26 protein-coding genes are annotated in these 20,464 nt (G+C 68.7%); 25 read left to right on the top strand and 1 reads right to left on the bottom strand.

Going from position 1 to position 20,464, the window contains the following annotated elements:
- Positions 1-9: 9 nt before the first annotated feature.
- The 17 genes from fliF (at position 10) to GZH52_RS08190 (ending at position 13,728) form a co-directional block, all read left to right on the top strand.
- Positions 10-1,680 (top strand): flagellar basal-body MS-ring/collar protein FliF, encoded by a 1,671-nt coding sequence (fliF, locus tag GZH52_RS08270; protein WP_203525680.1) that lies wholly within the window; start codon positions 10-12, stop codon positions 1,678-1,680.
- Positions 1,661-2,692, top strand: a complete 1,032-nt coding sequence (locus GZH52_RS08265; RefSeq protein WP_163316015.1) for a flagellar motor switch protein FliG — start codon at positions 1,661-1,663, stop codon at positions 2,690-2,692. Before fliF ends, GZH52_RS08265 begins: the two co-directional genes overlap by 20 nt.
- Positions 2,689-3,477 (top strand): flagellar assembly protein FliH, encoded by a 789-nt coding sequence (fliH, locus tag GZH52_RS08260; protein ID WP_163316014.1) that lies wholly within the window; start codon positions 2,689-2,691, stop codon positions 3,475-3,477. Before GZH52_RS08265 ends, fliH begins: the two co-directional genes overlap by 4 nt.
- On the top strand, positions 3,467-4,777 hold the full coding sequence (gene fliI, locus GZH52_RS08255) for a flagellar protein export ATPase FliI (RefSeq protein ID WP_163316013.1): 1,311 nt from the start codon (positions 3,467-3,469) through the stop codon (positions 4,775-4,777). The genes fliH and fliI overlap by 11 nt, the downstream gene beginning before the upstream one ends.
- Complete coding sequence (fliJ, locus tag GZH52_RS08250) at positions 4,774-5,211, top strand: flagellar export protein FliJ (RefSeq protein ID WP_163316012.1); 438 nt, start codon at positions 4,774-4,776, stop codon at positions 5,209-5,211. The genes fliI and fliJ overlap by 4 nt, the downstream gene beginning before the upstream one ends.
- A 100-nt stretch (positions 5,212-5,311) precedes the next feature.
- Positions 5,312-6,649 (top strand): flagellar filament capping protein FliD, encoded by a 1,338-nt coding sequence (gene fliD / locus GZH52_RS08245; protein ID WP_239058065.1) that lies wholly within the window; start codon positions 5,312-5,314, stop codon positions 6,647-6,649.
- A gap of 23 nt (positions 6,650-6,672) precedes the next feature.
- The gene (gene fliS, locus GZH52_RS08240) at positions 6,673-7,071 is read left to right on the top strand and encodes a flagellar export chaperone FliS (protein ID WP_163316011.1); all 399 of its coding nucleotides are present in this window, start codon (positions 6,673-6,675) and stop codon (positions 7,069-7,071) included.
- Entirely contained in the window at positions 7,055-7,342 is a 288-nt protein-coding gene (locus GZH52_RS08235; RefSeq protein ID WP_163316010.1) for a hypothetical protein, read from the top strand. Before fliS ends, GZH52_RS08235 begins: the two co-directional genes overlap by 17 nt.
- Complete coding sequence (locus GZH52_RS08230) at positions 7,339-8,409, top strand: flagellar hook-length control protein FliK (RefSeq protein WP_239058064.1); 1,071 nt, start codon at positions 7,339-7,341, stop codon at positions 8,407-8,409. The genes GZH52_RS08235 and GZH52_RS08230 overlap by 4 nt, the downstream gene beginning before the upstream one ends.
- Positions 8,406-8,837, top strand: coding sequence for a flagellar basal body-associated FliL family protein (locus GZH52_RS08225; RefSeq protein ID WP_163316009.1), 432 nt, complete (start codon positions 8,406-8,408; stop codon positions 8,835-8,837). Before GZH52_RS08230 ends, GZH52_RS08225 begins: the two co-directional genes overlap by 4 nt.
- Positions 8,838-8,839: 2 nt before the next feature.
- Positions 8,840-9,532, top strand: coding sequence for a FliA/WhiG family RNA polymerase sigma factor (locus GZH52_RS08220; protein ID WP_163316008.1), 693 nt, complete (start codon positions 8,840-8,842; stop codon positions 9,530-9,532).
- Between the two features lie 31 nt (positions 9,533-9,563).
- Positions 9,564-10,415, top strand: coding sequence for a flagellar motor stator protein MotA (gene motA / locus GZH52_RS08215; RefSeq protein WP_239058063.1), 852 nt, complete (start codon positions 9,564-9,566; stop codon positions 10,413-10,415).
- A gap of 9 nt (positions 10,416-10,424) precedes the next feature.
- Positions 10,425-11,393, top strand: a complete 969-nt coding sequence (locus GZH52_RS17045) for a flagellar motor protein MotB (protein WP_163316006.1) — start codon at positions 10,425-10,427, stop codon at positions 11,391-11,393.
- Positions 11,394-11,497: 104 nt separating this feature from the next.
- Complete coding sequence (locus tag GZH52_RS08205) at positions 11,498-12,232, top strand: Crp/Fnr family transcriptional regulator (protein WP_163316005.1); 735 nt, start codon at positions 11,498-11,500, stop codon at positions 12,230-12,232.
- Between the two features lie 59 nt (positions 12,233-12,291).
- Positions 12,292-12,576 (top strand): flagellar biosynthesis anti-sigma factor FlgM, encoded by a 285-nt coding sequence (gene flgM, locus GZH52_RS08200; RefSeq protein WP_163316004.1) that lies wholly within the window; start codon positions 12,292-12,294, stop codon positions 12,574-12,576.
- Positions 12,573-12,998, top strand: coding sequence for a flagellar protein FlgN (locus tag GZH52_RS08195; RefSeq protein WP_163316003.1), 426 nt, complete (start codon positions 12,573-12,575; stop codon positions 12,996-12,998). The genes flgM and GZH52_RS08195 overlap by 4 nt, the downstream gene beginning before the upstream one ends.
- Entirely contained in the window at positions 12,979-13,728 is a 750-nt protein-coding gene (locus GZH52_RS08190; RefSeq protein ID WP_163316002.1) for a glucosaminidase domain-containing protein, read from the top strand. Before GZH52_RS08195 ends, GZH52_RS08190 begins: the two co-directional genes overlap by 20 nt.
- A 16-nt stretch (positions 13,729-13,744) precedes the next feature.
- Here the strand turns inward: GZH52_RS08190 and flgA are convergent, their stop codons facing one another.
- Positions 13,745-14,425 (bottom strand): flagellar basal body P-ring formation chaperone FlgA, encoded by a 681-nt coding sequence (flgA, locus tag GZH52_RS08185; RefSeq protein WP_163316001.1) that lies wholly within the window; start codon positions 14,423-14,425, stop codon positions 13,745-13,747.
- A 92-nt stretch (positions 14,426-14,517) separates the two neighbouring features.
- Between flgA and flgB the strand changes: the two genes are divergently transcribed.
- Genes flgB through GZH52_RS08145 form a run of 8 tightly spaced genes read left to right on the top strand, consistent with a single transcriptional unit; the run spans position 14,518 to position 20,463 of the window.
- Entirely contained in the window at positions 14,518-14,856 is a 339-nt protein-coding gene (flgB, locus tag GZH52_RS08180; protein WP_163316000.1) for a flagellar basal body rod protein FlgB, read from the top strand.
- 2 nt (positions 14,857-14,858) lie between these two features.
- Complete coding sequence (gene flgC / locus GZH52_RS08175) at positions 14,859-15,281, top strand: flagellar basal body rod protein FlgC (protein ID WP_163315999.1); 423 nt, start codon at positions 14,859-14,861, stop codon at positions 15,279-15,281.
- The gene (locus GZH52_RS08170; protein WP_163315998.1) at positions 15,281-15,967 is read left to right on the top strand and encodes a flagellar hook capping FlgD N-terminal domain-containing protein; all 687 of its coding nucleotides are present in this window, start codon (positions 15,281-15,283) and stop codon (positions 15,965-15,967) included. The genes flgC and GZH52_RS08170 overlap by 1 nt, the downstream gene beginning before the upstream one ends.
- A gap of 8 nt (positions 15,968-15,975) precedes the next feature.
- A complete protein-coding gene (locus GZH52_RS08165; protein ID WP_163315997.1) occupies positions 15,976-17,157 on the top strand; it encodes a flagellar hook protein FlgE in 1,182 nt (393 codons plus the stop codon).
- On the top strand, positions 17,157-17,885 hold the full coding sequence (locus GZH52_RS08160; RefSeq protein ID WP_163315996.1) for a flagellar basal body rod protein FlgF: 729 nt from the start codon (positions 17,157-17,159) through the stop codon (positions 17,883-17,885). The genes GZH52_RS08165 and GZH52_RS08160 overlap by 1 nt, the downstream gene beginning before the upstream one ends.
- Before the next feature lie 19 nt (positions 17,886-17,904).
- Positions 17,905-18,693 carry a flagellar basal-body rod protein FlgG gene (flgG, locus tag GZH52_RS08155; protein ID WP_163315995.1) on the top strand — a complete coding sequence of 263 codons (789 nt, stop codon included), beginning with the start codon at positions 17,905-17,907 and terminating at the stop codon, positions 18,691-18,693.
- Positions 18,690-19,343: a flagellar basal body L-ring protein FlgH gene (gene flgH, locus GZH52_RS08150; RefSeq protein WP_163315994.1), complete on the top strand. Its 654-nt coding sequence runs from the start codon at positions 18,690-18,692 to the stop codon at positions 19,341-19,343. Before flgG ends, flgH begins: the two co-directional genes overlap by 4 nt.
- A gap of 28 nt (positions 19,344-19,371) precedes the next feature.
- Entirely contained in the window at positions 19,372-20,463 is a 1,092-nt protein-coding gene (locus GZH52_RS08145; protein WP_163315993.1) for a flagellar basal body P-ring protein FlgI, read from the top strand.
- Position 20,464 lies beyond the last annotated feature (1 nt).

Below are 20,464 nucleotides of genomic sequence, written 5' to 3'. Positions count from 1 at the left end.
CCGGTGGCCATGAACGCACTCACCCAGGTCAAGGCGCTGGCGGGGCAGGCCCGCGGCGCGCTCAAGGGCCGCGCGCCGATGTCCGACGCGTCGCGCCGTCTGCTCATGCTGGTACTCGGCGCGACGGTCTTGCTCACGGCGCTCTCGTCTCTGTGGCTGTGGCGAAGCGACGCGAGCTACCGTCCGGTGTTCGGCCAGAGCGAGCAGGTGTCCGCCGCCGACATGATGGCGGTGCTCGACGCGTCCAAGGTGCCCTACCGCATCCACCCGCAAAGCGGCCAGGTGCTGGTGCCGGCCGACGCGCTCGGGCGCGTGCGCATGGAGCTGGCCGCCAAGGGCGTGGTCGCCCGTCTGCCGGCCGGCCTCGAGCTGCTCGATCAGAACGACCCGCTGGGCGTCAGCCAGTTCGTGCAGGACGTGCGCTTCCGGCGCGGCCTGGAAGGGGAGCTTGCGCAAAGCGTGATGGCGCTCGAGCCGGTGGCGGCCGCGCGGGTGCACCTGTCGCTGCCGCGCGCGACGTCTTTCGTCACCGCGCCGTCCGATAAGGCGTCCGCGTCGGTGGTGGTGACGCTCAAGGCCGGGCAGACACTCAGCCGCGAGCAGATCGCCTCGGTGGTCAAGCTGGTCGCAGGTTCGGTGTCGGTGCTCTCGCCCTCGCAGGTGACGCTGGTCGACCAGGCCGGCAATCTCTTGTCGGCGCGGGTCGACCTGGGCGAGGACGGGCTGCCCGCCACCGCCGGCGAGTCCGGCGCGCGGCTGCGTGACGAGGCGCTCGCCAATATCGACGCGCTGCTCGCACCGGTGGTGGGGGCCGGCAACTACAAGGCGAGCGTGACCGTCGCGCTCGACAACGACCGCGTCGAGGAAACCCGCGAGCAATACGGCGAGGCGCCCAAGGTGACCAACGAGGCGAGGCGCGAGGAGAACAGCAGCGAGCGCTCCGCGCTGGGCGTGCCCGGTTCGCTGAGCAACCGGCCGATGCCCGCCGACGCGTCCGCACCCGCAGGCGAGGTGGCCGGTAACAGCCGCAACGCGGTGACCCGCCAGTACGCGTACGACCGCAATATCGTGCACGTGAAGAAGGCTCGCGGCGAGCTCAAGCAGCTGAGCGTCGCGGTGATGCTCAACCAGGCGGCCGCGCCGACCAAGGGCGGCTGGCAGGCGGCCGAGATCGCCCGCATCGAGGACACCCTGAAGAAGGGGCTGGGCGTAAACGCCGAGCGCGGCGACGCGCTGGTGGTCAGCGTGCTGCCGTTCGCCGGCGTGCCCGCGGCGGCGCCGTGGTGGGAAGAGCAGGCCTTGTGGCTGGACGGCGCGCGCGCGCTCGCCTGGCTGTTCGGCCTGCTGCTGGCCTACCTCATGCTAGTGCGGCCCTTCATCCGCCTGTTCAGCCGCCGCTTCGAACGCTCGCCCGAGCGCACCGTCAGCGAGGACGGCGTGCCGGCGGCGGCGTTGCCGGCCGGTGCCGTGGCAAAACTGCCGCCCGTGGCCGAGCGCTCGCAGGTTCACGCCAGCGAAGACGTCGTCTCGCCGCTGCTCGAGGACTACGACCTGCCGCCTGCCGGCTCCAGCGTTGACGTGCTGGTCGAACACCTGAAGGAGCTCGCGGCGAAAGAACCCGAGCGTGTCGCCGAAGTGGTCAAGCAATGGATACAGAAAGATGGAAGAAAACCTGCCTAACGGCGCAGTCGGCGGCGCGCCGGTCGCGCTTGACCGCATCGAACAGGCGGCCATCCTGCTCCTGTGCATGGGCGAGGAGCCTGCCGCCAACGTGCTGCGCTGCCTCGACCGCGAGGACCTGTTGAAGGTCACGCAGACCATGTCGGGCCTCTCCGGCATCAAGGTCGACGAGGTGAAGACGACGATCCAGCGCTTCTTCGACGAGTACCGCGAGCAAAGCGGCGTGCACGGGGCGAGCCGCAGCTTCCTCAAGCGCACGCTGGACAAGGCGCTGGGCGGCGACATCGCCAGCAGCGTGCTCGACACCATCTACGGCGACGCGATCCGTCCGAAGATGGCCCGATTGCAGTGGGTGTCGCCGCAGTGGCTGGCCGTGCGTATCGGCGCCGAACATGTGCGCATGCAGGCGGTGTTCCTCGCCTTCCTGCCGCCGGCGCTGGCCGGCCGCGTGGTGCAGGCCTTGCCGGAAGAGACGCGCGACAGCGTACTCGTCAATATCGCGCGGCTGTCCGACGTCGACCGCGAACTCTTGGTCGAACTCGAGGAGCTGGTCAACCGCTGCCTGGAGAACCTGCACACGCAAAGCACGCAGGTCGAGGGCCGCCAGCTCACCGCCGACATCATCAACCGCCTGCCGGGCGACCGCGCGCGCATGATCGAACTATTGCGCGCGCACGACCCGGCCATCGTCGACGAGATCGAGGCGCGCATGTACGACTTCTTCGTGCTGTCGCGGCAGACCGAGGCGGTGCTGATGCGTATCTGCGAGACCGTCGCGCTCGAGCAGTGGGCGATCGCGCTCAAGGGTGCCGAACCCGCGGTGCGCGACGCGGTGCTCGCGACCATGCCGCGCCGCCAGGCGCAGAACTTCGAGCAGATGATGCGCCGCTCGGGGCCGGTGCCCAAGAGCCGGGTCGAGGAGGTGCGCGGCGAGATCATGGCGCAGGTCAAGGCGCTGGCCGACGCCGGCGAGATCGACCTGCAGCTCTTCCCCGAGGAAGTACTCGAGTGACCGCCTGGCGCCCCTACCGTTTCCCGCCGCTGGTGCTCTCCGCCATCGCCGACCCCTCGGCGCTCGGCGCCGACTTGCAGGCGCAGGCGGCAGAAGCGTTCCGCCAGGGCATGGACGCGGGCTACAGCGAAGGCTACGCCGGCGGCGAGGCGGCCGGCCGGGCCGACGGTTACCAGGCGGGCGTGGAGACGGGCCGGCAGGCCGGTTTCGACGCCGCGCGCGCCGAATTGCTCGAGCGCTTTGCGCTCTCGGCCGCGCCGCTGGACGAGGCGGTGACCCGTTTCGAGAAGCTGTTCGACGAATACCAGCTCGCGCTGCGCGAGGACGTGGTCGAGCTGGTCGGCAAGGTCGCCCGCCAGGTGATCCGCTGCGAGCTCGCGCTCAAGCCGGTGCAGGTGCTCGACCTGGTCGAGGAGACGCTGGCGGCCTTGCCGCCGGTCGACGGCAAGGTCGAAGTGCTGCTCAACGCCGAGGAGTACGCGCGCATCCTCGAGCTTGCGCCCGAGCGCGCTGCCCGCTGGCGCCTGGTGGCCGACCCGACGCTCGCACACGGCGAGTGCCGGGTGCGCACCGCGCAAAGCGAAGCGGACGCCGGTTGCCGCCAGCGGCTGGATGCGTGCCTGGCGCGGCTGCGCGAACAGTTGTGCGGCGCGTCCGCGGCTGACGCGCCGGCGCCGGATACGGCATCCACGACGGCGGCGGACGCGGGCGACGAGGCACCGCCCGCGGCGCCGAAGAAACGCACCCGCAAGCGCAAGAGCGACGAGGCGGGCGATGCTGCGTGAGGCGCTGGGCAGTCTTGAACTCTCCGACGTGCCGCTGGCCAGCGTCACCGGCCGGCTGGTTGGCGCGTCCGGGCTTCTGCTCGAGAGTGTGGGCTGCCCCTTGCAGACCGGACAGCGTTGCCTGATCGAGACGGCCGGCGGCAGCTGGCTGCAGGCGCAGGTGGTCGGCTTCAAGCGCGAAGTGTCGTACCTGATGCCGTTCAAGCAGCCGGTCGGCCTCGCTACCGGCGCCCGCGTCAAGCCCGCACCCGAACAGGGGCAGCTGATGATCGGCCCGTCGTGGCTCGGGCGCATCGTCAACGGCCTGGGCGAGCCTCTGGACGGCAAGGGCAGGCTGGGCGGCAGCCACCCGCTTGCCGAGCACCCGCCGCGCATCAACCCCTTGCGCAAGCACCCGGTGGACACCCCGCTGGACGTCGGCGTGCGCGCGATCAACGCGACGCTGACCATAGGCCGTGGCCAGCGGGTCGGCCTGTTTGCCGGCTCCGGCGTCGGCAAGAGCGTGCTGCTCGGCATGATCACCCGCCACACCGAGGCCGACGTGGTGGTGGTCGGCCTGATCGGCGAGCGCGGCCGCGAGGTGCGCGAGTTTGTCGAGCATGCGCTGGGTGAAGCGGGCCTGGCCAAGGCGGTGCTGGTGGTCGCGCCGGCCGACGAGTCGCCGCTGATGCGCCTGAAGGCAACCGAACTGTGCCACGCCATCGCCGCGCATTACCGCGACGAGGGGCAGAACGTGCTGCTGTTGGTCGACTCGCTGACCCGTTACGCAATGGCCAGACGCGAGGTCGCGCTGGCGCTGGGCGAGCCGCCCGCGACGCGCGGCTACCCGCCGTCGGTGTTCGGCCTGTTGCCCGCGCTGGCCGAGAGCGCCGGCAACGGCGAGGGGGAGGGCAGCATGAGCGCGATCTACACGGTGCTCGCCGAGGGGGACGACCAGCAGGACCCGGTGGTCGACACCGCGCGCGCCATCCTCGACGGCCACATCGTGCTCAGCCGGGAACTGGCCGAGCGCGGCCACTACCCGGCGATCGACATCGGCCGCTCGGTCAGCCGCTGCATGGGGCAGGTCGCGCCGCGGCCGGTGCGCGAACACGCGCGTGCGCTGCGCGGCTTGTGGGCGCGCTACCACGAGGTGCGCGCGCTGATCCCGCTGGGCGGCTATGTGGCCGGCGCCGACGCGCAGACCGACCGCGCGGTCTCGGCGATGCCGGCGATCGACGCCCTGCTGTGCCAGGACGCCGGCGAGGCGGGAAGCCTCGATGCGAGCTGGCAGGCGATGGCCCAGTTGGTGGGCGCATGAGTACGGCAGAACACGTGAACCGTCTGGGGCTGATGCTCAGGCTCAGGCAGCAGGAGGTCGACCGCTTGCAGACGGAACTGGCGGCCAAGGAGCGGTTGAAGGCGCGTTACCGCAACACGCTGACGCGGATGGACGCGCTGCGCGACGCGGTCGGTGCCAGCGGCGCGCAGGCGCATCCGGCGCTCGCCCTCAATGTCGCCGGTTACAAGGACCACCTGCAGGTGCTGCGCGCCTCGCAGGCGCAGGACCTGGCGCTGGCCGAGGCCGAGGCCAGGCAGGGGGCCGAGGCGCTGCGTGCGGCCAGCCTGCGCCAGGAGGCGCTCGCGCAGGTGCGTGCCCAAAGTGCCGACCTGCTGGCGACCCACCTCAAGCGGCAGGAGCAGAAACGTACCGACGAGATGGCGACGCAGGCCTGGTTGCGCGGCGGCGCTTGAGTGTGAAGATTCACCTTTTGTTTAAGAAAAACCGGTTTTTTGTCGCTGAGAGTCGGGTATTGGTGCGCGTGCGCGCGCTCGGAATTTGAAGGAGCTGACCATGTTCGACCCCAATATGATGGCGACCCAGATGGCGCAGATCTTCGTGCAGAAGCCGCAGCAGGCGGTCGACATGAAGAGTGCCCAACTGAAGGCGCGGCGTGACGCGCTGAATGACCTGCAAAAGTCGATGCAGGCGTTCAAGACGAGCCTCGGCGATCTGACCCGCAAGAAGAGCATGGTTGCGATGGGCGCCTCGTTCAGCAAGGAGGGCGTCGGCAGCGTGACCGCGACCGGCCAGGCGCAGCCGGGCAGCTATTCGCTGTTCGTCAAGCAGGTGGCGACCGCGCACCAGGTCTCGTACGGCCAGCTCGCCGGCAGCGATGCCGCGGGCAAGCTGACGGTCGGGCAGGGCAGCGAGACGTTCGACGTCGACCTCTCTGCCGCCGACAACGACAAGGACGGCGTGCTGTCGGTGCAGGAAATGGCGCTGGCGATCAACCGCGCGGAGGGCAACGCGGGCAAGGTCAGCGCGATGGTCGTCAGCGTGGGCGGCGAAGACCAGCTGGTGCTCTCGTCGGGCAAGACCGGCGAGAAGCACGCGGTCACGCTGTCGGCCAGCGACAACCCGGTACTCGCCGGCAAGCTGGCGGACGCGGCCAACTTCAAGGAACTCAACCGCGCGCAGGACGCGATCGTGATGCTCGGTGGCGAGACGACCGGCGTCGAGATCAGGCAGGACTCGAACAAGTTCACCGCGATCCAGGGCGTCACCATGACGTTCACCCAGGCGATGAAGCCGGGCGAGACGCTGCAGCTGGACGTCACCCGCAACCAGGACGACACCAAGGGCAACGTGCAGGCCTTCGTCGACGCGTTCAACACGCTGGTGAAGAAACTCGACGAGATCACCGCGTCGGGCAACGCGGAGTCCGGCAAGAAGGCCGGGCCGCTCGCCAACGACTCGGCGATCCGCGCGCTGCGCAGCAAGCTGAACGAGTTGACGCGGGGCGTGTACGACGGGGTGAAACTGGCCGACCTGGGACTGTCCGCCAGCCGGGACGGCAGCCTGCAGCTGGACGCGGACAAGCTGGAGAAGGCGCTGGCCAAGGATCCGTCCGTGCTCGACCGCTACTTCGGCGGCACCGACGGCAAGAGCGGCTCGCTCTCCAAACTGACCGACTACATGGACACCTGGCTCAAGAGTACCGACGGGCTGATCAAACGGCGCAAGGACAGTGAAGACGCCCAGCAGAAGACGCTGGACAAGCGTCAGGACGCGATCGACCGCCAGTACGACCAGGCCTTCCAGCGTTACCTCAAGCAGTACACCCAGTTGCAGGCGATGCAGGTGCAGATGTCGCGCACGCTGGAAATGATGAACGGCTACTTTGCCTGAGCCGACCGCAAGGACACCACGCAATGAGTTACGAAGAAGGTTACCGCAGTTACCACGCCGTCGACCTGGAGGCGCGTACCCACGCAGCGTCCCCGCTCGAGCTGGTGCTGGTGCTGATCGACGGCCTGCTCGAGGAGCTGGCGCGCGCGCGCGGCCACATGACGAGCAAGCGTTTTGCCGAGAAGGGCGAGAGCATCGAGAAGTGCATCAACATCCTGAACGGCCTCTCCAGCGCACTCGATTTTGATAACGGCGGCGAGGTGGTGACCAACCTGGCGCGCCTCTACGACTACTGCGCGTACCGCCTGTACCAGGCGTCGGTCGACATGGACGCGGCGGGCCTCGACGAGGTGGTCTCGCTGCTCGAGACCATCCGCGGCGGCTGGGTCGGCGTACGGGACAAGCATGCAGGCGCCGCTTGACCTGAAACGGGTTGCCCAGAATGTCCGCGAGGCGGTCCATCGCTGCGACTGGGACGCGCTTGGCCGGCTGGATGTCGAGCTTGCGCGCCGCCTGTCGGCGGGGCCGGGCATTTCGGACAAGGTAGCGCTGGAGCAGGCGTGCGAAGCGTACCGCGACGCGATTGTCGCCTGCCGCGAACGGGCTTCGGTGCTGCGCGCGCAAATGGACGGCATGGCCCAGGCACAAACGGTGCAGCGCGCCTACGCGGCGTTTCAGGAGGAAGAACAATGATCTCCCCGATGCAGGTCCCTGGCCGCCAGGCGGCTGATGTACAGCCGACGGTACCGCAGGTCGCCCCCGGCGAGGGAGAGGCACCGGCAGGCGCCTTCGATGTGCTGTTCGCGGCGCTTGCACCGCTGCCGGTGGTCGCGCCCGGCGAGTCGATGGCTCAGGTTGACGCGGAAGGAGCGGAGGCGGATGCGTCGCTGGCGACAGGGGCGTTGGCCGGTGTGCCGCTGGCCATGCTGGTCCCGACGCCGCCAGCTGTCGCGGCGATGCCGAACATGCCGCCAATGGCCGCGCCTGTGACCACGCCGGTGACTTTGCCGGCGGCGCAGGGGCGCCATGCGTCCGCAGCGCTGCCCGCAACTTCGCTGGCTGAGCTTGCCGCAAACGCCGCGGCAACCGGCCTGCCGCCGGTAGCGGCGGGGCAGCCAGAGCAGGCGGGCGGCAGCCCGCGCCCGGAAAGACACCTTGCCACGGCGCTTGCTCCGCAGAGTGCGGCCGCGCCGGAGCTCCTGGCTGATGGCCGCGCGCTCTTGCTGCCGGCCGTGCCGGTGGCTGGCGCAGCAGGCGCGGTGATGGCGCCGCACGCCGCGCAGGGGGGGCAGCCCCTGCCCGAATGGGCACCGCTGAGCCTGCCCGCACGCAGTGCCGCGTGGCAGGACCCGCTACGCGCCGCGCTGGGCGAGCGCCTGACCGTGCAGAGCGCGCACGGCATAGACCGCGCGCTGATCCGGCTCGATCCGCCCAATCTCGGTGGCGTCGAGATCGCGCTCAGGCACGAGGCCGGCGTGCTCAGCGTGCAGTTGACCGCGTCCAACGCCGAGGTCGCGCGCCAGCTCTCGGTGCTCAGCGACCTGCTTCGGCAGGACCTGGGCAACCGGCAGTACGCGCAGGTGACGGTCGAGGTGCGCGAGGGCGCGGCAGGCTCCGGCCAGCAGCGGCAGGGCCAGGGGCAGGGGCAGGGCCAGGAGGGCAACCCGCGCTCGCCGGGCCGTGCGCTCGACGAGGATGCATGGGCGGGGGCCGAGCGTGGCGACCGCGGTTACGCAAGCAGCAAGCAGGGTTTGGCATGAACAAGAAATTGATGGTGGTCGTGGTCTTGCTGGCGGTGCTGGTCGGGGGCGGCGGCGCGTGGTGGTTCCTGCGGCAGGGCGCGTCGTCCGCAGCAGCACCCGAGGTGGTCGCGCAGGACAAGTTCGTCGGTCTGGACAAGCTGATCGTGATGCTGCGTCCCGGGGACAGTGTCGCGCCGACTTACCTTGCGGCCGACCTGGTGTTCCGTACCGGCGAGCCGGACCTTGCCCGCCTGAAGGCGGAGATGCCGCTGTTGCGCAGCATTGCCGTGCAGAGCCTGTCCGCGCTGGACGCCACGGAGGCCCGCGCGATGCGTATCGAAGACTTCCAGGTGCGGCTGGGTAAGGCCTTCGCTACCGCCTACCAGAGGGAGGGGCGTCCGGCGCCTTTCTCCGCCGTGATGTTCGGCAAGCTGATCATCGAGTAAGCATGGAACTCGGCTACGACACCCCGCAGATCACGCTGGCTGACGAGGGCATCCTGCTTGAGCAGCACGCGCCGCTGGTCAGGCGGGTGGTGCGCCAACTGGGTGCGCAGGCCGGGGGGCTGATGGGGCGCGACGACATGGAGCAGATCGGCCTGATGGCGCTGCTCGACGCCTTGCGCCGCTACGGCGAGCCGGACGAGGCCTTTGCCGGCTTCGCGACGCTGCGCGTGCGTGGCGCCATCCTCGACGAAATGCGCCGCATTGACTGGCGGCCGCGTTCGGTCCGCCAGGACGCGCACCGGGTACGCGACGCGGTTCGCGCGTTGACCCGCGAGATGGGGCGCGTGCCGCTGCGTGCCGAGGTGCTCGCGGCGCTTGATATGGACGAAGACGAGTACGAGGCGCTGCTGTTGGCCGACAACGCCGAGGAGATGGCGAGTTTCGACGCCTTGCTCGCCGCCGGGTTCGACCAGGCGGGCGACGCGTCGCCAGAGCGGCAAATCGAATTGCGCAGCGAGCTTGTGCATGCGCTGTCGGTTCTGTCCGGGCGGGAGCAGCAGGTGGTCCAGCTTTATTACGAGTTTGAGCTGAACCTGAAGGAAATCGCGCTGGTGCTCGGGCTGACCGAGGCGCGGGTGTGCCAGATCAACAAGCAGGCGCTCTCCAGGATGCGCCAGCACTTGGCCGCGGCGTAAGCGGGCCGGGAAGGGAAGTATGCAGCAGTTAATGGGGGTCCTGATCGTGGTCGTGTGCGTGTTTGGCGGTTTCGCCATGCACGGCGGCGATTTTTCGGTGATCTGGCAGCCGGTCGAGCTCCTGATCATCGGCGGGGCGGGCCTGGGGGCGCTGGTGCTGGGCAACCCGGCGCACGTCTTGACCGAGCTCAGGCGCCAGTTGGCAGGCTTAGCCGGGCGCAAGCGCTACGACGCCGAGTTCCAGCGCCAGATGTTGCTCCTGATGTACGAGCTCCTGATCACCGCGAGCCAGGGCCTGAAGGCGCTGGACGAGCATGTCGAAGCGCCGCAGCAAAGCGCGCTGTTCCAGCGCTACCCGCTGGTACTCGCCGAGCCCAAGCTGATGGCGTTCATCGTCGACAATTTCCGCCTGATGGCGATGGGCAAGATCAGTTCGCACGAGCTCGAGAGCGTGCTCGAGCAGGAAATCGACGCGATCCACGAAGAGCTTAACCAGCCGTCCAAGTCGCTGCACAAGATCGGCGAGGCGATGCCGGGCTTCGGCATCCTGGCAGCGGTGCTTGGCATCGTGATGGCGATGAACAGCGTGGGTGAAGGCGCGGGTGCCGCCGAGATCGCCGCCAAGGTCGCCGCGGCGATGGTCGGTACCTTCATCGGCATCTTCCTGTGTTACGCGGTGCTCGACCCGATCAGCAACATGCTGCACCAGATGGTCAAGCAGGAGCTGTCGAATTTCGAGTCGGTGAAGGTGGTGCTGGCCACCCACGCCGCGGGCAAGCCGCCCTTGCTGGCGATCGACGCCGGGCGGCGCCTGGTGCAGCTCAACACCAAGCCCAGCTTCTCGCAGCTGGAGGGCTGGATCAACGCCCTCGAGTCCGCGTAAGGAGCTGCCGTGGCGATTGGCAAACAGGGTCACGACGAGACCATCATCAAGAAGGTCAGCAAGCGCGGAGAAGAAGGCGGCCATGGCGGCGCGTGGAAGGTGGCGTTCGCCGACTTCGTGCTGGCGCTGATGTGCCTCTTCATGCTGCTGTGGGTGCTCGCCGCCCGCGACAAGGAAGAGATCGAGAAGGTGCTGCTCTCCGGCGGCGGCTCTCCGGTCAACGAGGGGTCGGCGCGCGCGGTGGGGCACGACGCCTACTACCCGAAAGGCAGCCTGATCCCGCGTGATCCGGTGCCGGGGCCGCGCGGCAGCGAGAACACCGCCAACAGCGCGGTGCGCGACAACAGCCATCCTTCGGTGACGCCGCAGCAAAGCGGCGCTCGCGTGTCGTACGAGACGCCCGAGCAGATGAAGGCGCTCGCCAAGAAGTTGTCCGACATGAGTGTCGAGGCCGGGCTTGCCGGCCATCTGCAGACGGTGGTCACCCCCTGGGGGCTGCGCGTGATGCTGCACGACACCGAGCGCGAGGGGATGTTCGAGCTGGGCAGCGCGAAGACGACGCCGCGCTTCAAGGCCTTGCTTGGCGAGATGGGGGCCATGTTCGCCCGCATCGACAACCAGCTGATGATCGTCGGCCATACCGACGCCCTGCAGTACCGCGCGCGCGAAGGCGCCACTTTCAGTAACTGGGCCTTGTCCGGCAACCGGGCGCTGGCCGCGCGTGCCGACCTGCTTGCCGGCGGCATGCCTGAGCAGGCGGTGCTGCAGGTGGTCGGCATGGCCGAGCGTGCCCCGCTGGACCCGGCCCGGCCAACCGCGCCCCTGAACCGGCGCATCGAATTGCTGGTGCTGACCGGCAAGCAGGCCGGTGCCATCTCGGCGATGTTCGGCCCGCAGTCGCCGACGCCGGCGCAGGATAAGTCGCTGGTGTTGCCGGCAGCAGGCGAGGTCGAGGCGTTGCGGGGTGATCTGCGCTAGTGGTTTCTTTTTAAATTATTCATGCGTGCAAATAATGTCTATTTGATAGATTATTATTCTCGCATTAGAATCGGCGTTGTCCCTAATTGCCGACTGCCGTGCCGATGAATGCCCTGACCGACCCATGCTGCCTGCCCGGCGCGCTTGACTTCACCTTTGACAACGGGGTGGCCGGTTTGCTGCGCCAGGCGCCGCTGTTCAGCCATCTGGCTGACGATCTGCTCGCGCAACTGGCGACGCAGGCGACGCGGCGCACCCTCGCGCGCGGCGAGTTGCTGTTTGTCGAGGGCGACGACGCGGATCGGGTCTACTTGCTGCTCGACGGCAGCGTGCAGTTTTTCGTGACGGACGGTCAGGGTCGCAGGCTGGTGAACGCGGTGGCGCGCGCCGGCGCGATGCCAGGGCTGGTCTCGTATATTGACTGCATGGCGCAGGAGTGCGGCTGCGTGTCGGACGAGGCGGCCTTACTGCTTGAGTTCGGGCGTGACATGCTGTGCCGCTTCTTCGGATCGGTCGACGGCCTGCCCAGTTGTCCGCGCGTGCGCGGCGAGCTGATGTTCCGCCTGGTCGGCATCATCCGCCAGTTGACCAAACAGACACGCCAGCTTGCGCTGATGGACGTCTACACCCGCGTGCGCTTGCTGTTCGAGCGGATGAGCGTGGAGGAAGGCGGCGTTTGCATGCTGCGCAAGCCGCTGACCCAGCAGGACATCGCCGACATGATAGGCGCATCCCGCGAAATGGTCGCCCGCATCCTGAAGGAACTGGTGTTCGGCGGCTATATCCGTCAGGAGAACCGCCGCATCATCATCGAGCGCCCCTTGCCCGAAAACTTTTAAGATTCCGCTGTTTGTGGTCGCCTTGTCAGTAGGTGAGCGACCCCGAGGCCTGATTGACCATGCAGATCAACCCGCAACTGCGTGCCACGCACGCCCAGACTACCGCGACACGCCCCGCGCAGGCCAAGAGCGCGCAGGGGACGCCGGCTGCAGTCTCTGCCGCTTCGGCGCAGACGCCTGAGGGTGCCCGCTTGGCGCGAGCGCGCGAGGCCTTGCGCGAGGCGCCCGAAGTCGACCTGGAGCGGGTCGAGGCAGTGCGCGCGGCGATCGCGCGCGGCGAGGTGCGTTTTGACGCCGAGCGTCTCGCCGGCCTGATCGAGCAATTCCACGGCGTGCGCACATGACGCAAGGCGAGCAGCTGCGCGCGCTGGCCCGCAATATCGTCGACGACCTGGCTGCTTACCGGCAGCTGGGCGATTTGCTTGACGCGCAGTTCCAGGCGGCGCTCTCGGGCGCGCCCGCGCAGTTGCAGGCGGCAGCTGACCGGGTGTTGGCGCAGGGCGAGCATCTGGAGGCCTCGCGCTGCCGGCGCGAGGCCTTGGTGCGTGCGCTCATGCCGCAGGGCGAGTCCCTGTCGGTCGACAAGGTGCTTTCGGGCCTGCCGGCACCGGCCGGTCCGCGCTGCCGGCAGGCGTGGCATGCGCTGGCGGACGCGGTCGAGGCGTGCCGGGCGCGCAACCTGCGCAACGGAGAGTTTTTCATGCGCCAGCAGGAGGCGGTCGGTCGCGTGCTGTACGGGGAGAGTGATGTTTACCAGGCAGGTTGACGGCTGGCTTGCGCCGCTGTCTGCGCCGGCGGGCGTGGCCCGTTCGGCCGAAGCGGGCGATTTCAGCGCCGAGGGTGCGCGCATCCGTGCCGAGGCGATCGACTTCATCGAGCGCGGCTCGGTGGCGCAGCCGCTTGCTGCGGGTACGCCGGCCGCTGCCTGCCTGAGCGCGGAAGGCGCGTGGTTGCGCAGCCGTGCGCTGGCCGGGCAGGTAGGCGCGGCCGCCGAGGGGCCGCTACCGGACGTAGGCCTTGGCGAGTCGGCCGAAGCTTTTGTCGATGGCTTGCTGCCGCACGCGCAGAAGGCGGCCCGCGTACTCGGCGTGTCGCCAGGCCTGGTGATCGCGCACGCCGCGCTGGAAACCGGTTGGGGGCGTTCGCCCTTGCCCGGCGCCAACGGGCAGCCGGGCTTCAACCTTTTCGGCATCAAGGCCGGCGGCCGCTGGCAGGGCGGCGCGGCCGATGCGATGACCACCGAGCACGAAAACGGCCGCGACGTGAAGCGTGTCGAGCAGTTCCGCAGCTACGGCAGCGTGGCCGACGCGATGGACGACTACACCGCCTTGCTCTCCGGCAGCGCCCGCTACCGCGAGGCGCTCGGCTCGGGGGGCGACGCACGCCGCTTTGCCGACGCGCTCGCACGCGGCGGTTACGCGACCGACCCGCGCTACGCCGACAAGCTCGCGCAGGTCGCCAGCCGCGTCGACACGCTGCTCGCCCGGCGCGACTGATCCGGCCTGCTGCGCGTCAGCGTACGACCGGCTCCACTTCTCCCTTGCTGCTTACCCGTGCGTCGATGACCTGGCCGCTGGCCAGGTTGCGCACGCGGATCACTTCGTCGCGGCTGCCGGCGGCCAGCGCCTGAGCCGCGACCCTGACCTCGACGCCAGCCTGGCGGGCGACGATTTCCACGTCCTCACCCCTTTTCACCAGCGTGCTTGCCTGCAGGCGCCTAGCCCGCAAGGCCGCTCCCGCCTTCAGCGGGCTGCGGCTGCTCATGCCTGCCGCATCCTCGGTGCGGAACAGTGCGTCGTCGATCCGGATCAGCGCCTGCCTTGCGAGGGTCAGTGCGTCGGGGTTCAGAGGCGAACCGGCGGCAAGTGGGGTGCGGGTCACGACCTGCGGCGCGCTGGCTTTGGCGCGGGCGACGTGGCCGCGCGTATCGCTGCCGCAGTGCAGTTCCACCTCGAAACGGGTCAGCGCGAACGACGCGGGCAACGTCACCCGGTAGCCGGCCGCACAGGGGGTGGCCGGCGGGGTCAGCGTCACTTCGGCCTGCACGTCCCGTGCGCCGCGCGCCTGGGCGAGCCTGACAAGCTCGGCGCGCACCGCCTCGGCGGCGTCGGGCGAGGCAGCGTGCGCAGGTAGGCCGCAGAGGGCGAGTGTGAACGCCAGTCCCGCGAGTTGGTAATTTTTACATATACGCATTGGGTGTCGATTATTAGTATCCGCCTTTAAATGTGGCCGGAATTGAATAGCTTTTCGGCAAATGGTAGGGGACACGGAGAGATCAGGCAATCATGGGCATCGCTTTTGACAAGGCGCTCGGGGTGCATCCCGACGCGCTGCGCGTGCGCGCGCAAAGAACCGAGGTGCTGGCGTCCAACATCGCCAACGCTGACACGCCCGGCTACCAGGCGCGCGACATCGACTTCGCCAGCGCGCTCGGTGCGGCCGGCGGCGACGGCGCGGACGAATTGATGTACCGCGTGCCGTTCCACCCTTCGCGCGACGGCAACACGGTCGAGTTGTCGGTCGAGCAGGCGGAGTTTGCGCAGAACGTCAGCGATTTCCAGACCAGCCTGACCTTCCTCAACATGAAGATGCGCGGCCTGGCCAAGGCCATCGCGGGGCAATAACGATGGGTTTCAAGGATATTTCCCGCATCGCCGCGTCGGCGATGACCGCGCAGACGGTAAGGCTGAACGCGGTGGCGAGCAACCTTGCCAACGCCGAGACAGCCGCCGGCAGCGAACCGGCCGCTTACCGCGCGCGCAAGCCGGTGTTCGCTACCGTGTACCGGGGCGAGCAGGCGTTCGGCCAGTGGCAGGGGGCCGGTGTGCAGGTGCTCGACGTGGTGCCAAGCCAGGCAGCCATGCGCAAGGCGCACGAACCGGACCACCCGCTGGCCGACGCCAACGGCGACGTCTTTTACTCGAATGTCAATGCGGTCGAGGAAATGACCGACATGCTGTCCGCTTCGCGTGCCTTCCAGACCAACGTCGAGGTGATGGCGCGCGTGAAGCTGATGCAGCAGGACCTGCTCAAGCTCGGAGAAAACTGATGATGCTCAACGACGCGCGCTTTGCCGGCGCGCAATCCAAGTCGCCGCAGGGTGCAGGCGCGCCCGTCACCCCGCAGCCGGGCCAGGATGAGACGTCGAAGATGTTCATGACGCTGCTGTTGGCGCAGATCCAGAACCAGAACCCGCTCGAGCCGGCCGACCCGGCTCAGTTCGTCAACCAGCTGGTGCAGATGAACCAGCTGCAGAGCACGCAGAACATGCTCTCCGAGCTGGGCGCGCACAGCCTTTTGCTGCGCGAGCTGCAAGGCCTGTCGCTCAGCGGGTTGGTCGGCTCGCAGGCGATGGTCACCGTCGACGCGATGGACCTCTCCGGGGACGCGGTTTCGGGGCGGCTGACGCTGACCGGCGCCGAGAAGGACGTCACGCTGGTGCTCACCGGCGAGGATGGCCAGCGCCACGAGGTGGCGCTGGGCGAGCGTGCCGAGGGCGAGTCTGCCTTCAGCGTCGACCCGAAGGCGCTCGGCCTGCCCGAGGGGCGCTACAGCGTCGAAGTGAAGACCGCTTCGGGCAAGAAGGCGATGCTCGAGGTCGAGGCGAAGATCGAAAGCGTGCGCCTGCCTATCGGCGGCGGCGAACCGCTGGTCCGCCTGGCCGGCATCGGCGAGTTCCCTGCTTCCTATGTCACCCAACTGCTGGGCAAGCCCGCCGCTGCCCGCGCCGCCTGAGGTCCACCATGAGTTTCGAAATCGCCCTGTCCGGGATCAACGCCGTCAGCAGCCAGCTCTCCGGCATCAGCAACAACATCGCCAACGCCAGCACCTACGGCTACAAGATGGGCCGCACCAACTTCTCCGCCGTCTACGTCGGCGCGCAGGCGATGGGTGTCGGGGTCGGCTCGACCCAGCAGGACATCGGCCGCGGCGGCTCGCTGACCTCGACCGGGCGCATGCTCGACGCGGCGATCGACGGCAAGGGCTTCTTCATCACCCGCGGCGCGGACGGTGCCAACCAGTACACCCGCGTCGGCATCTTCAACACCGACAAGGACGGCTTCCTGGTCGACAGCTACGGCCGCAAGGTGCAGGGCTTCAATATGTCGGCGACCGGCGCGCAAGGCGCGCTGGGCGACATCCAGGTGCCGACCGGCCAGATCCCGGCCATGCCCAGCGACGCGCTGAAGTACGCGGGCAATATGTCTGCCGGCTGGGAAGTGCCGGCCAAGGCGTTTGACGCGGCCGACCCGTCGACCTTCAACGCGTCGTCGGTGTCCACCGTCTACGATTCGCGCGGCGAGAAGCACACGGTCACCCAGTACTTCGTGAAGAAGGACGACAACACCGTCAGCGTGCACTATGCCCTCAACGGCAAGCCGCTGGCCGGTGCCCCCTCGGCGCTGACGTTCGACGCGAAAGGCCAGCTCACCGGCGGCACCAGCCAGACGCTGACGCTGACCGGCCTGACCGGCGCGGCGGACATCACGCTGAACCTCGACTACACCGGCACCACCATGTTCGCCGGCGAGCACAGCACGACGGCCAACGCGGCCAACGGTTACGCGTCCGGCGCGATGACCGGCGTGCGCATCGAGAGCAACGGCGAGATCACCGCGCAGTACAGCAACGGCCAGAAGATGGCAGTCGGCGTCGTCGCGCTGGCGTCCTTCCCGAACGAGCAGGGCCTGGCTGCCGCGTCGGATACCAGCTGGACCGACACCCCCGCGTCCGGCGCCGCGCTGATCTCGACGCCGGGCAGCGGCACCGTCGGCCAGCTGGCTGCCGGCGTGCTCGAGGGTTCCAACGTCGACTTGACCGCAGAAATGGTCAACCTGATGACCGCGCAGCGCAACTACCAGGCCAACACCAAGGTGATCTCGACGCAGAGCCAGGTGGTGCAGGCCTTGATGCAGGCGATCTGATGAGCGCGCTGATCTACACCGCGATGAGCGGGGCGAACCGGGCGCTCAAGGCGCTGGAAGTGCGCGCGAACAACCTCGCCAACGCCGGCACCACCGGCTTTCGCGCCGACATCGAGGCGGCGGCGAGCCAGGCGGTGCCCGGCTACGGCTTTGATGCGCGCCACCAGGCGACGCACGCGCCTTCCCGGGTCAACCTTGCCACCGGCACGCTCAGCCAGACCGGCCGCGACCTCGACGTCGCGATCGACGGCGATGGCCTGTTGGCGGTCGAGGCGGCAGGCGGCGAGGGCTATACCCGCGCCGGGCACTTCGAGGTCGACGCGGACGGCGTGCTGCGCGTCGGCCGACGCGCGGTACTCGGCGACGGCGGCCCGATCACCCTGCCGCCGTCGGTGACGCAGGTGTCGGTGTCGGCCAGCGGCGAGATCTCGGTGCTCGCCGCCGGCGAGACCGAACTCGTGCCGGTGGACCGCCTAAAGCTGGTGCGTCCGCCCGAGGGCAGCCTCGTCAAGAGCGAGGAGGGCCTGCTCGTCGCGCGCGACGGTGCGCCGTTTGCCGCCGACGACACGGTACGCGTGAAGGGGGGCTACCTCGAGCAGAGCAATGTCTCGGCGGTCGAGGAAATGATCGCCACCATGGCGCTCAACCGCAGTTTCGAAATGCAGATGAAAGTCTTTTCTTCAGCCGGCGAGATGGTCGACGCGGGTAACCGCCTGATCCGCGGCTGAACGAGCAGGAGAGAAAGAGATGAACCCCGCTTTGTGGATCAGCAAGACCGGTCTGGCCGCGCAGGACGCGCGCCTGTCGTCGATCGCCAACAACCTCGCCAACGCCAACACGGTTGGTTTCAAGCGCGACCGCGTGGTGTTCGAGGACCTCTTCTACCAGGTCGAGCGCCAGCCCGGCGCGCAGGTCGACGACGAGAACAGCGCGCCGTTCGGCGTGCAGGTCGGCAACGGCACCCGCGTGGTCGGCACCCAGAAGGTGTTCACCACCGGCGGCATCCAGACCACCTCGCAGGCGCTCGACGTCGCCATCGTCGGCCAGGGCTTCCTGCAGGTGCGCATGGGCAACGGCGAGACCGGCTACACCCGCGCCGGGCAGCTGCAGGTCAACGCCGACGGCCAGATCGTCAACGCGCAGGGGCTCGCCATCCAGCCCGAGATCACCCTGCCTGCCAACGCGACCAAGGTGTCGATCAGCGAAACGGGTGTGGTGTCGGTCAGCGAGGCCGATTCCGTCACGATGACCGAAGTCGGCCAGCTCGAACTTGCGCAGTTCGTCAACCCGGCCGGCCTGTTGGCGCTGGGCGACAACCTGTTCCAGGAAACCGCCGCCAGCGGCACGCCGACCACCGGCGCGCCCGGTTCGGATGCGCTCGGCCGCCTGAAGCAGGGCGCGCTCGAGGGCTCGAACGTGCAGGTGGTCGAGGAGATGGTCGACATGATCGCCGCGCAGCGCACCTACGAGATGAACACCAAGGTGCTGTCGGCCGCCGACAACATGATGCAGCAACTGGCGGCTTCGGTCCGATGAGGCGTCTTCTTGCCGCCCTGGCCGTCCTGCAGCTGGCCGCCTGCGCGCAGTTCGTGCCGGCGCCGCTGCCGGAGGTCGACGCCGACCTGCCCGCCGAGATGCTGCGCGTGCAAAAGCCGAAGGGCGGCGGCGTGTTCTCCGAGTACGGCAGCCCGGCGCTGGTCAGCGACCGCGTCGCGTTCCGTCCGGGCGACATCCTGACCGTGCTGCTCGAGGAGGCGACGCAGGCGAGCAAGAAGGCCGGCACCAGCTTCGGCAAGGAGTCGACGGCCCAGATCAAGCCGCTGGTCATCGGCAACAAGACCTACGACACCACCGTCGGCATCGAGGCCGACCGCGGTTTCGATGGCTCGTCCAGCTCGACCCAGCAAAACCGCCTGTCCGGCGCGCTGACCGTCGTCGTGCACAAGGTGCTGCCCAACGGCCTGTTGCTGATCAAGGGCGAGAAGCAGCTCGCGCTCAACCAGGGCGAGGAGTACCTGAAACTGGCCGGCCTCGTGCGCACCGACGACATCGACGCCGGCAACCGCGTCTCCAGCCTGCGCATCGCCAACGCGCGCATCGCGTACTCGGGACGCGGTGTGCTGCACGACGCCAATTCCGCGGGTTGGCTGACCCGTTTCTTCACCAGCCCGCTGATGCCGTTCTGACGGCGCGTACCCACCGGATAGCCTTGCCATGCGACGCCTCGTCCTCTCCCTTCTCCTGTGCGTGCTGCCCGGCGCGCACCTTTTCGCGCAGCCCTTGCGCACCCTCGTCAACGTCGAGGGCATCCGCGAGAACCAGCTGATCGGCTACGGCATCGTGGTGGGCTTGGACGGCACCGGCGACAAGTCGCAGGTGAAGTTCGCCGGCCAGTCGGTCGCCAACCTGCTCAAGCAGTTCGGCCTGAACCAGGACGGGCGCGAGACCAAGGTCAAGAACGTCGCCGCGGTGATGGTCAGCGCGGCCCTGCCGCCCGGCTACGGGCGCGGCCAGACCATAGACGTGACGGTGTCTTCGCTGGGCGACGCCAAGAGCCTGCGCGGCGGCACCTTGCTGTTGACGCCGCTCAAGGCGGCCAACGGCGAGGTGTACGCGCTCGCGCAAGGCAGCGTGGTGATCGGCGGGCTGTCGGCGCAGGGGGCGAGCGGCAGCTCGGTCACCGTCAATACGCCGACCGCCGGGCGCATCCCGAACGGCGCGAGCGTCGAGCGCGAAATCCCGTCCGATTTCGAGGACGGGCCGACGGTGCGCCTGAGCCTGCGCCGGCCGAGCTTCGAGACGGCGACCAATGTGGTGAACGCGATCAACCGCCAGCACGGGTCGATCGCGTCGACCCGCAACGCGACGACCATCGAGGTGCTGGCGCCGACCAACCCGACCGCGCGCGTCGCCTTCGTCGCCCGCCTGGAGAAACTGAACGTCGAGGTCGGCGGCAACCTGCCCAAGGTGGTGTTCAATTCGCGTACCGGCACCGTGGTGGTCAGCGAGGGCGTCAAGGTGCGCCCGGCGGCCGTCTCGCACGGCGCGCTGCGCGTGGTGATTTCCGAACGCAGCGACGTGAGCCAGCCCGGCGCGTTCAGCCAGGGGCAGACGGTGGTGACGCCCAATTCGGACGTGTCGGTCGACCAGGGCGGGGGGCGGATGTTCCGCTGGCCGGCCAGCGTGTCGTTACAGACCATCGTCGACACCATCAACCGTACCGGCGCGACGCCGGACGACGTGATGTCCATCCTGCAGGCGCTCGACGAGGCCGGCGCGATCTACGGCGAACTGGTGGTGATCTGAG

The sequence above is a fragment of the Crenobacter caeni genome, from assembly GCF_010435965.1.
Classification (GTDB): Bacteria; Pseudomonadota; Gammaproteobacteria; order Burkholderiales; family Chromobacteriaceae; genus Craterilacuibacter; species Craterilacuibacter caeni.
The sequence above is the reverse complement of the archived record's forward strand: the minus strand, read 5'-3'. Positions and strand labels throughout refer to the sequence as shown.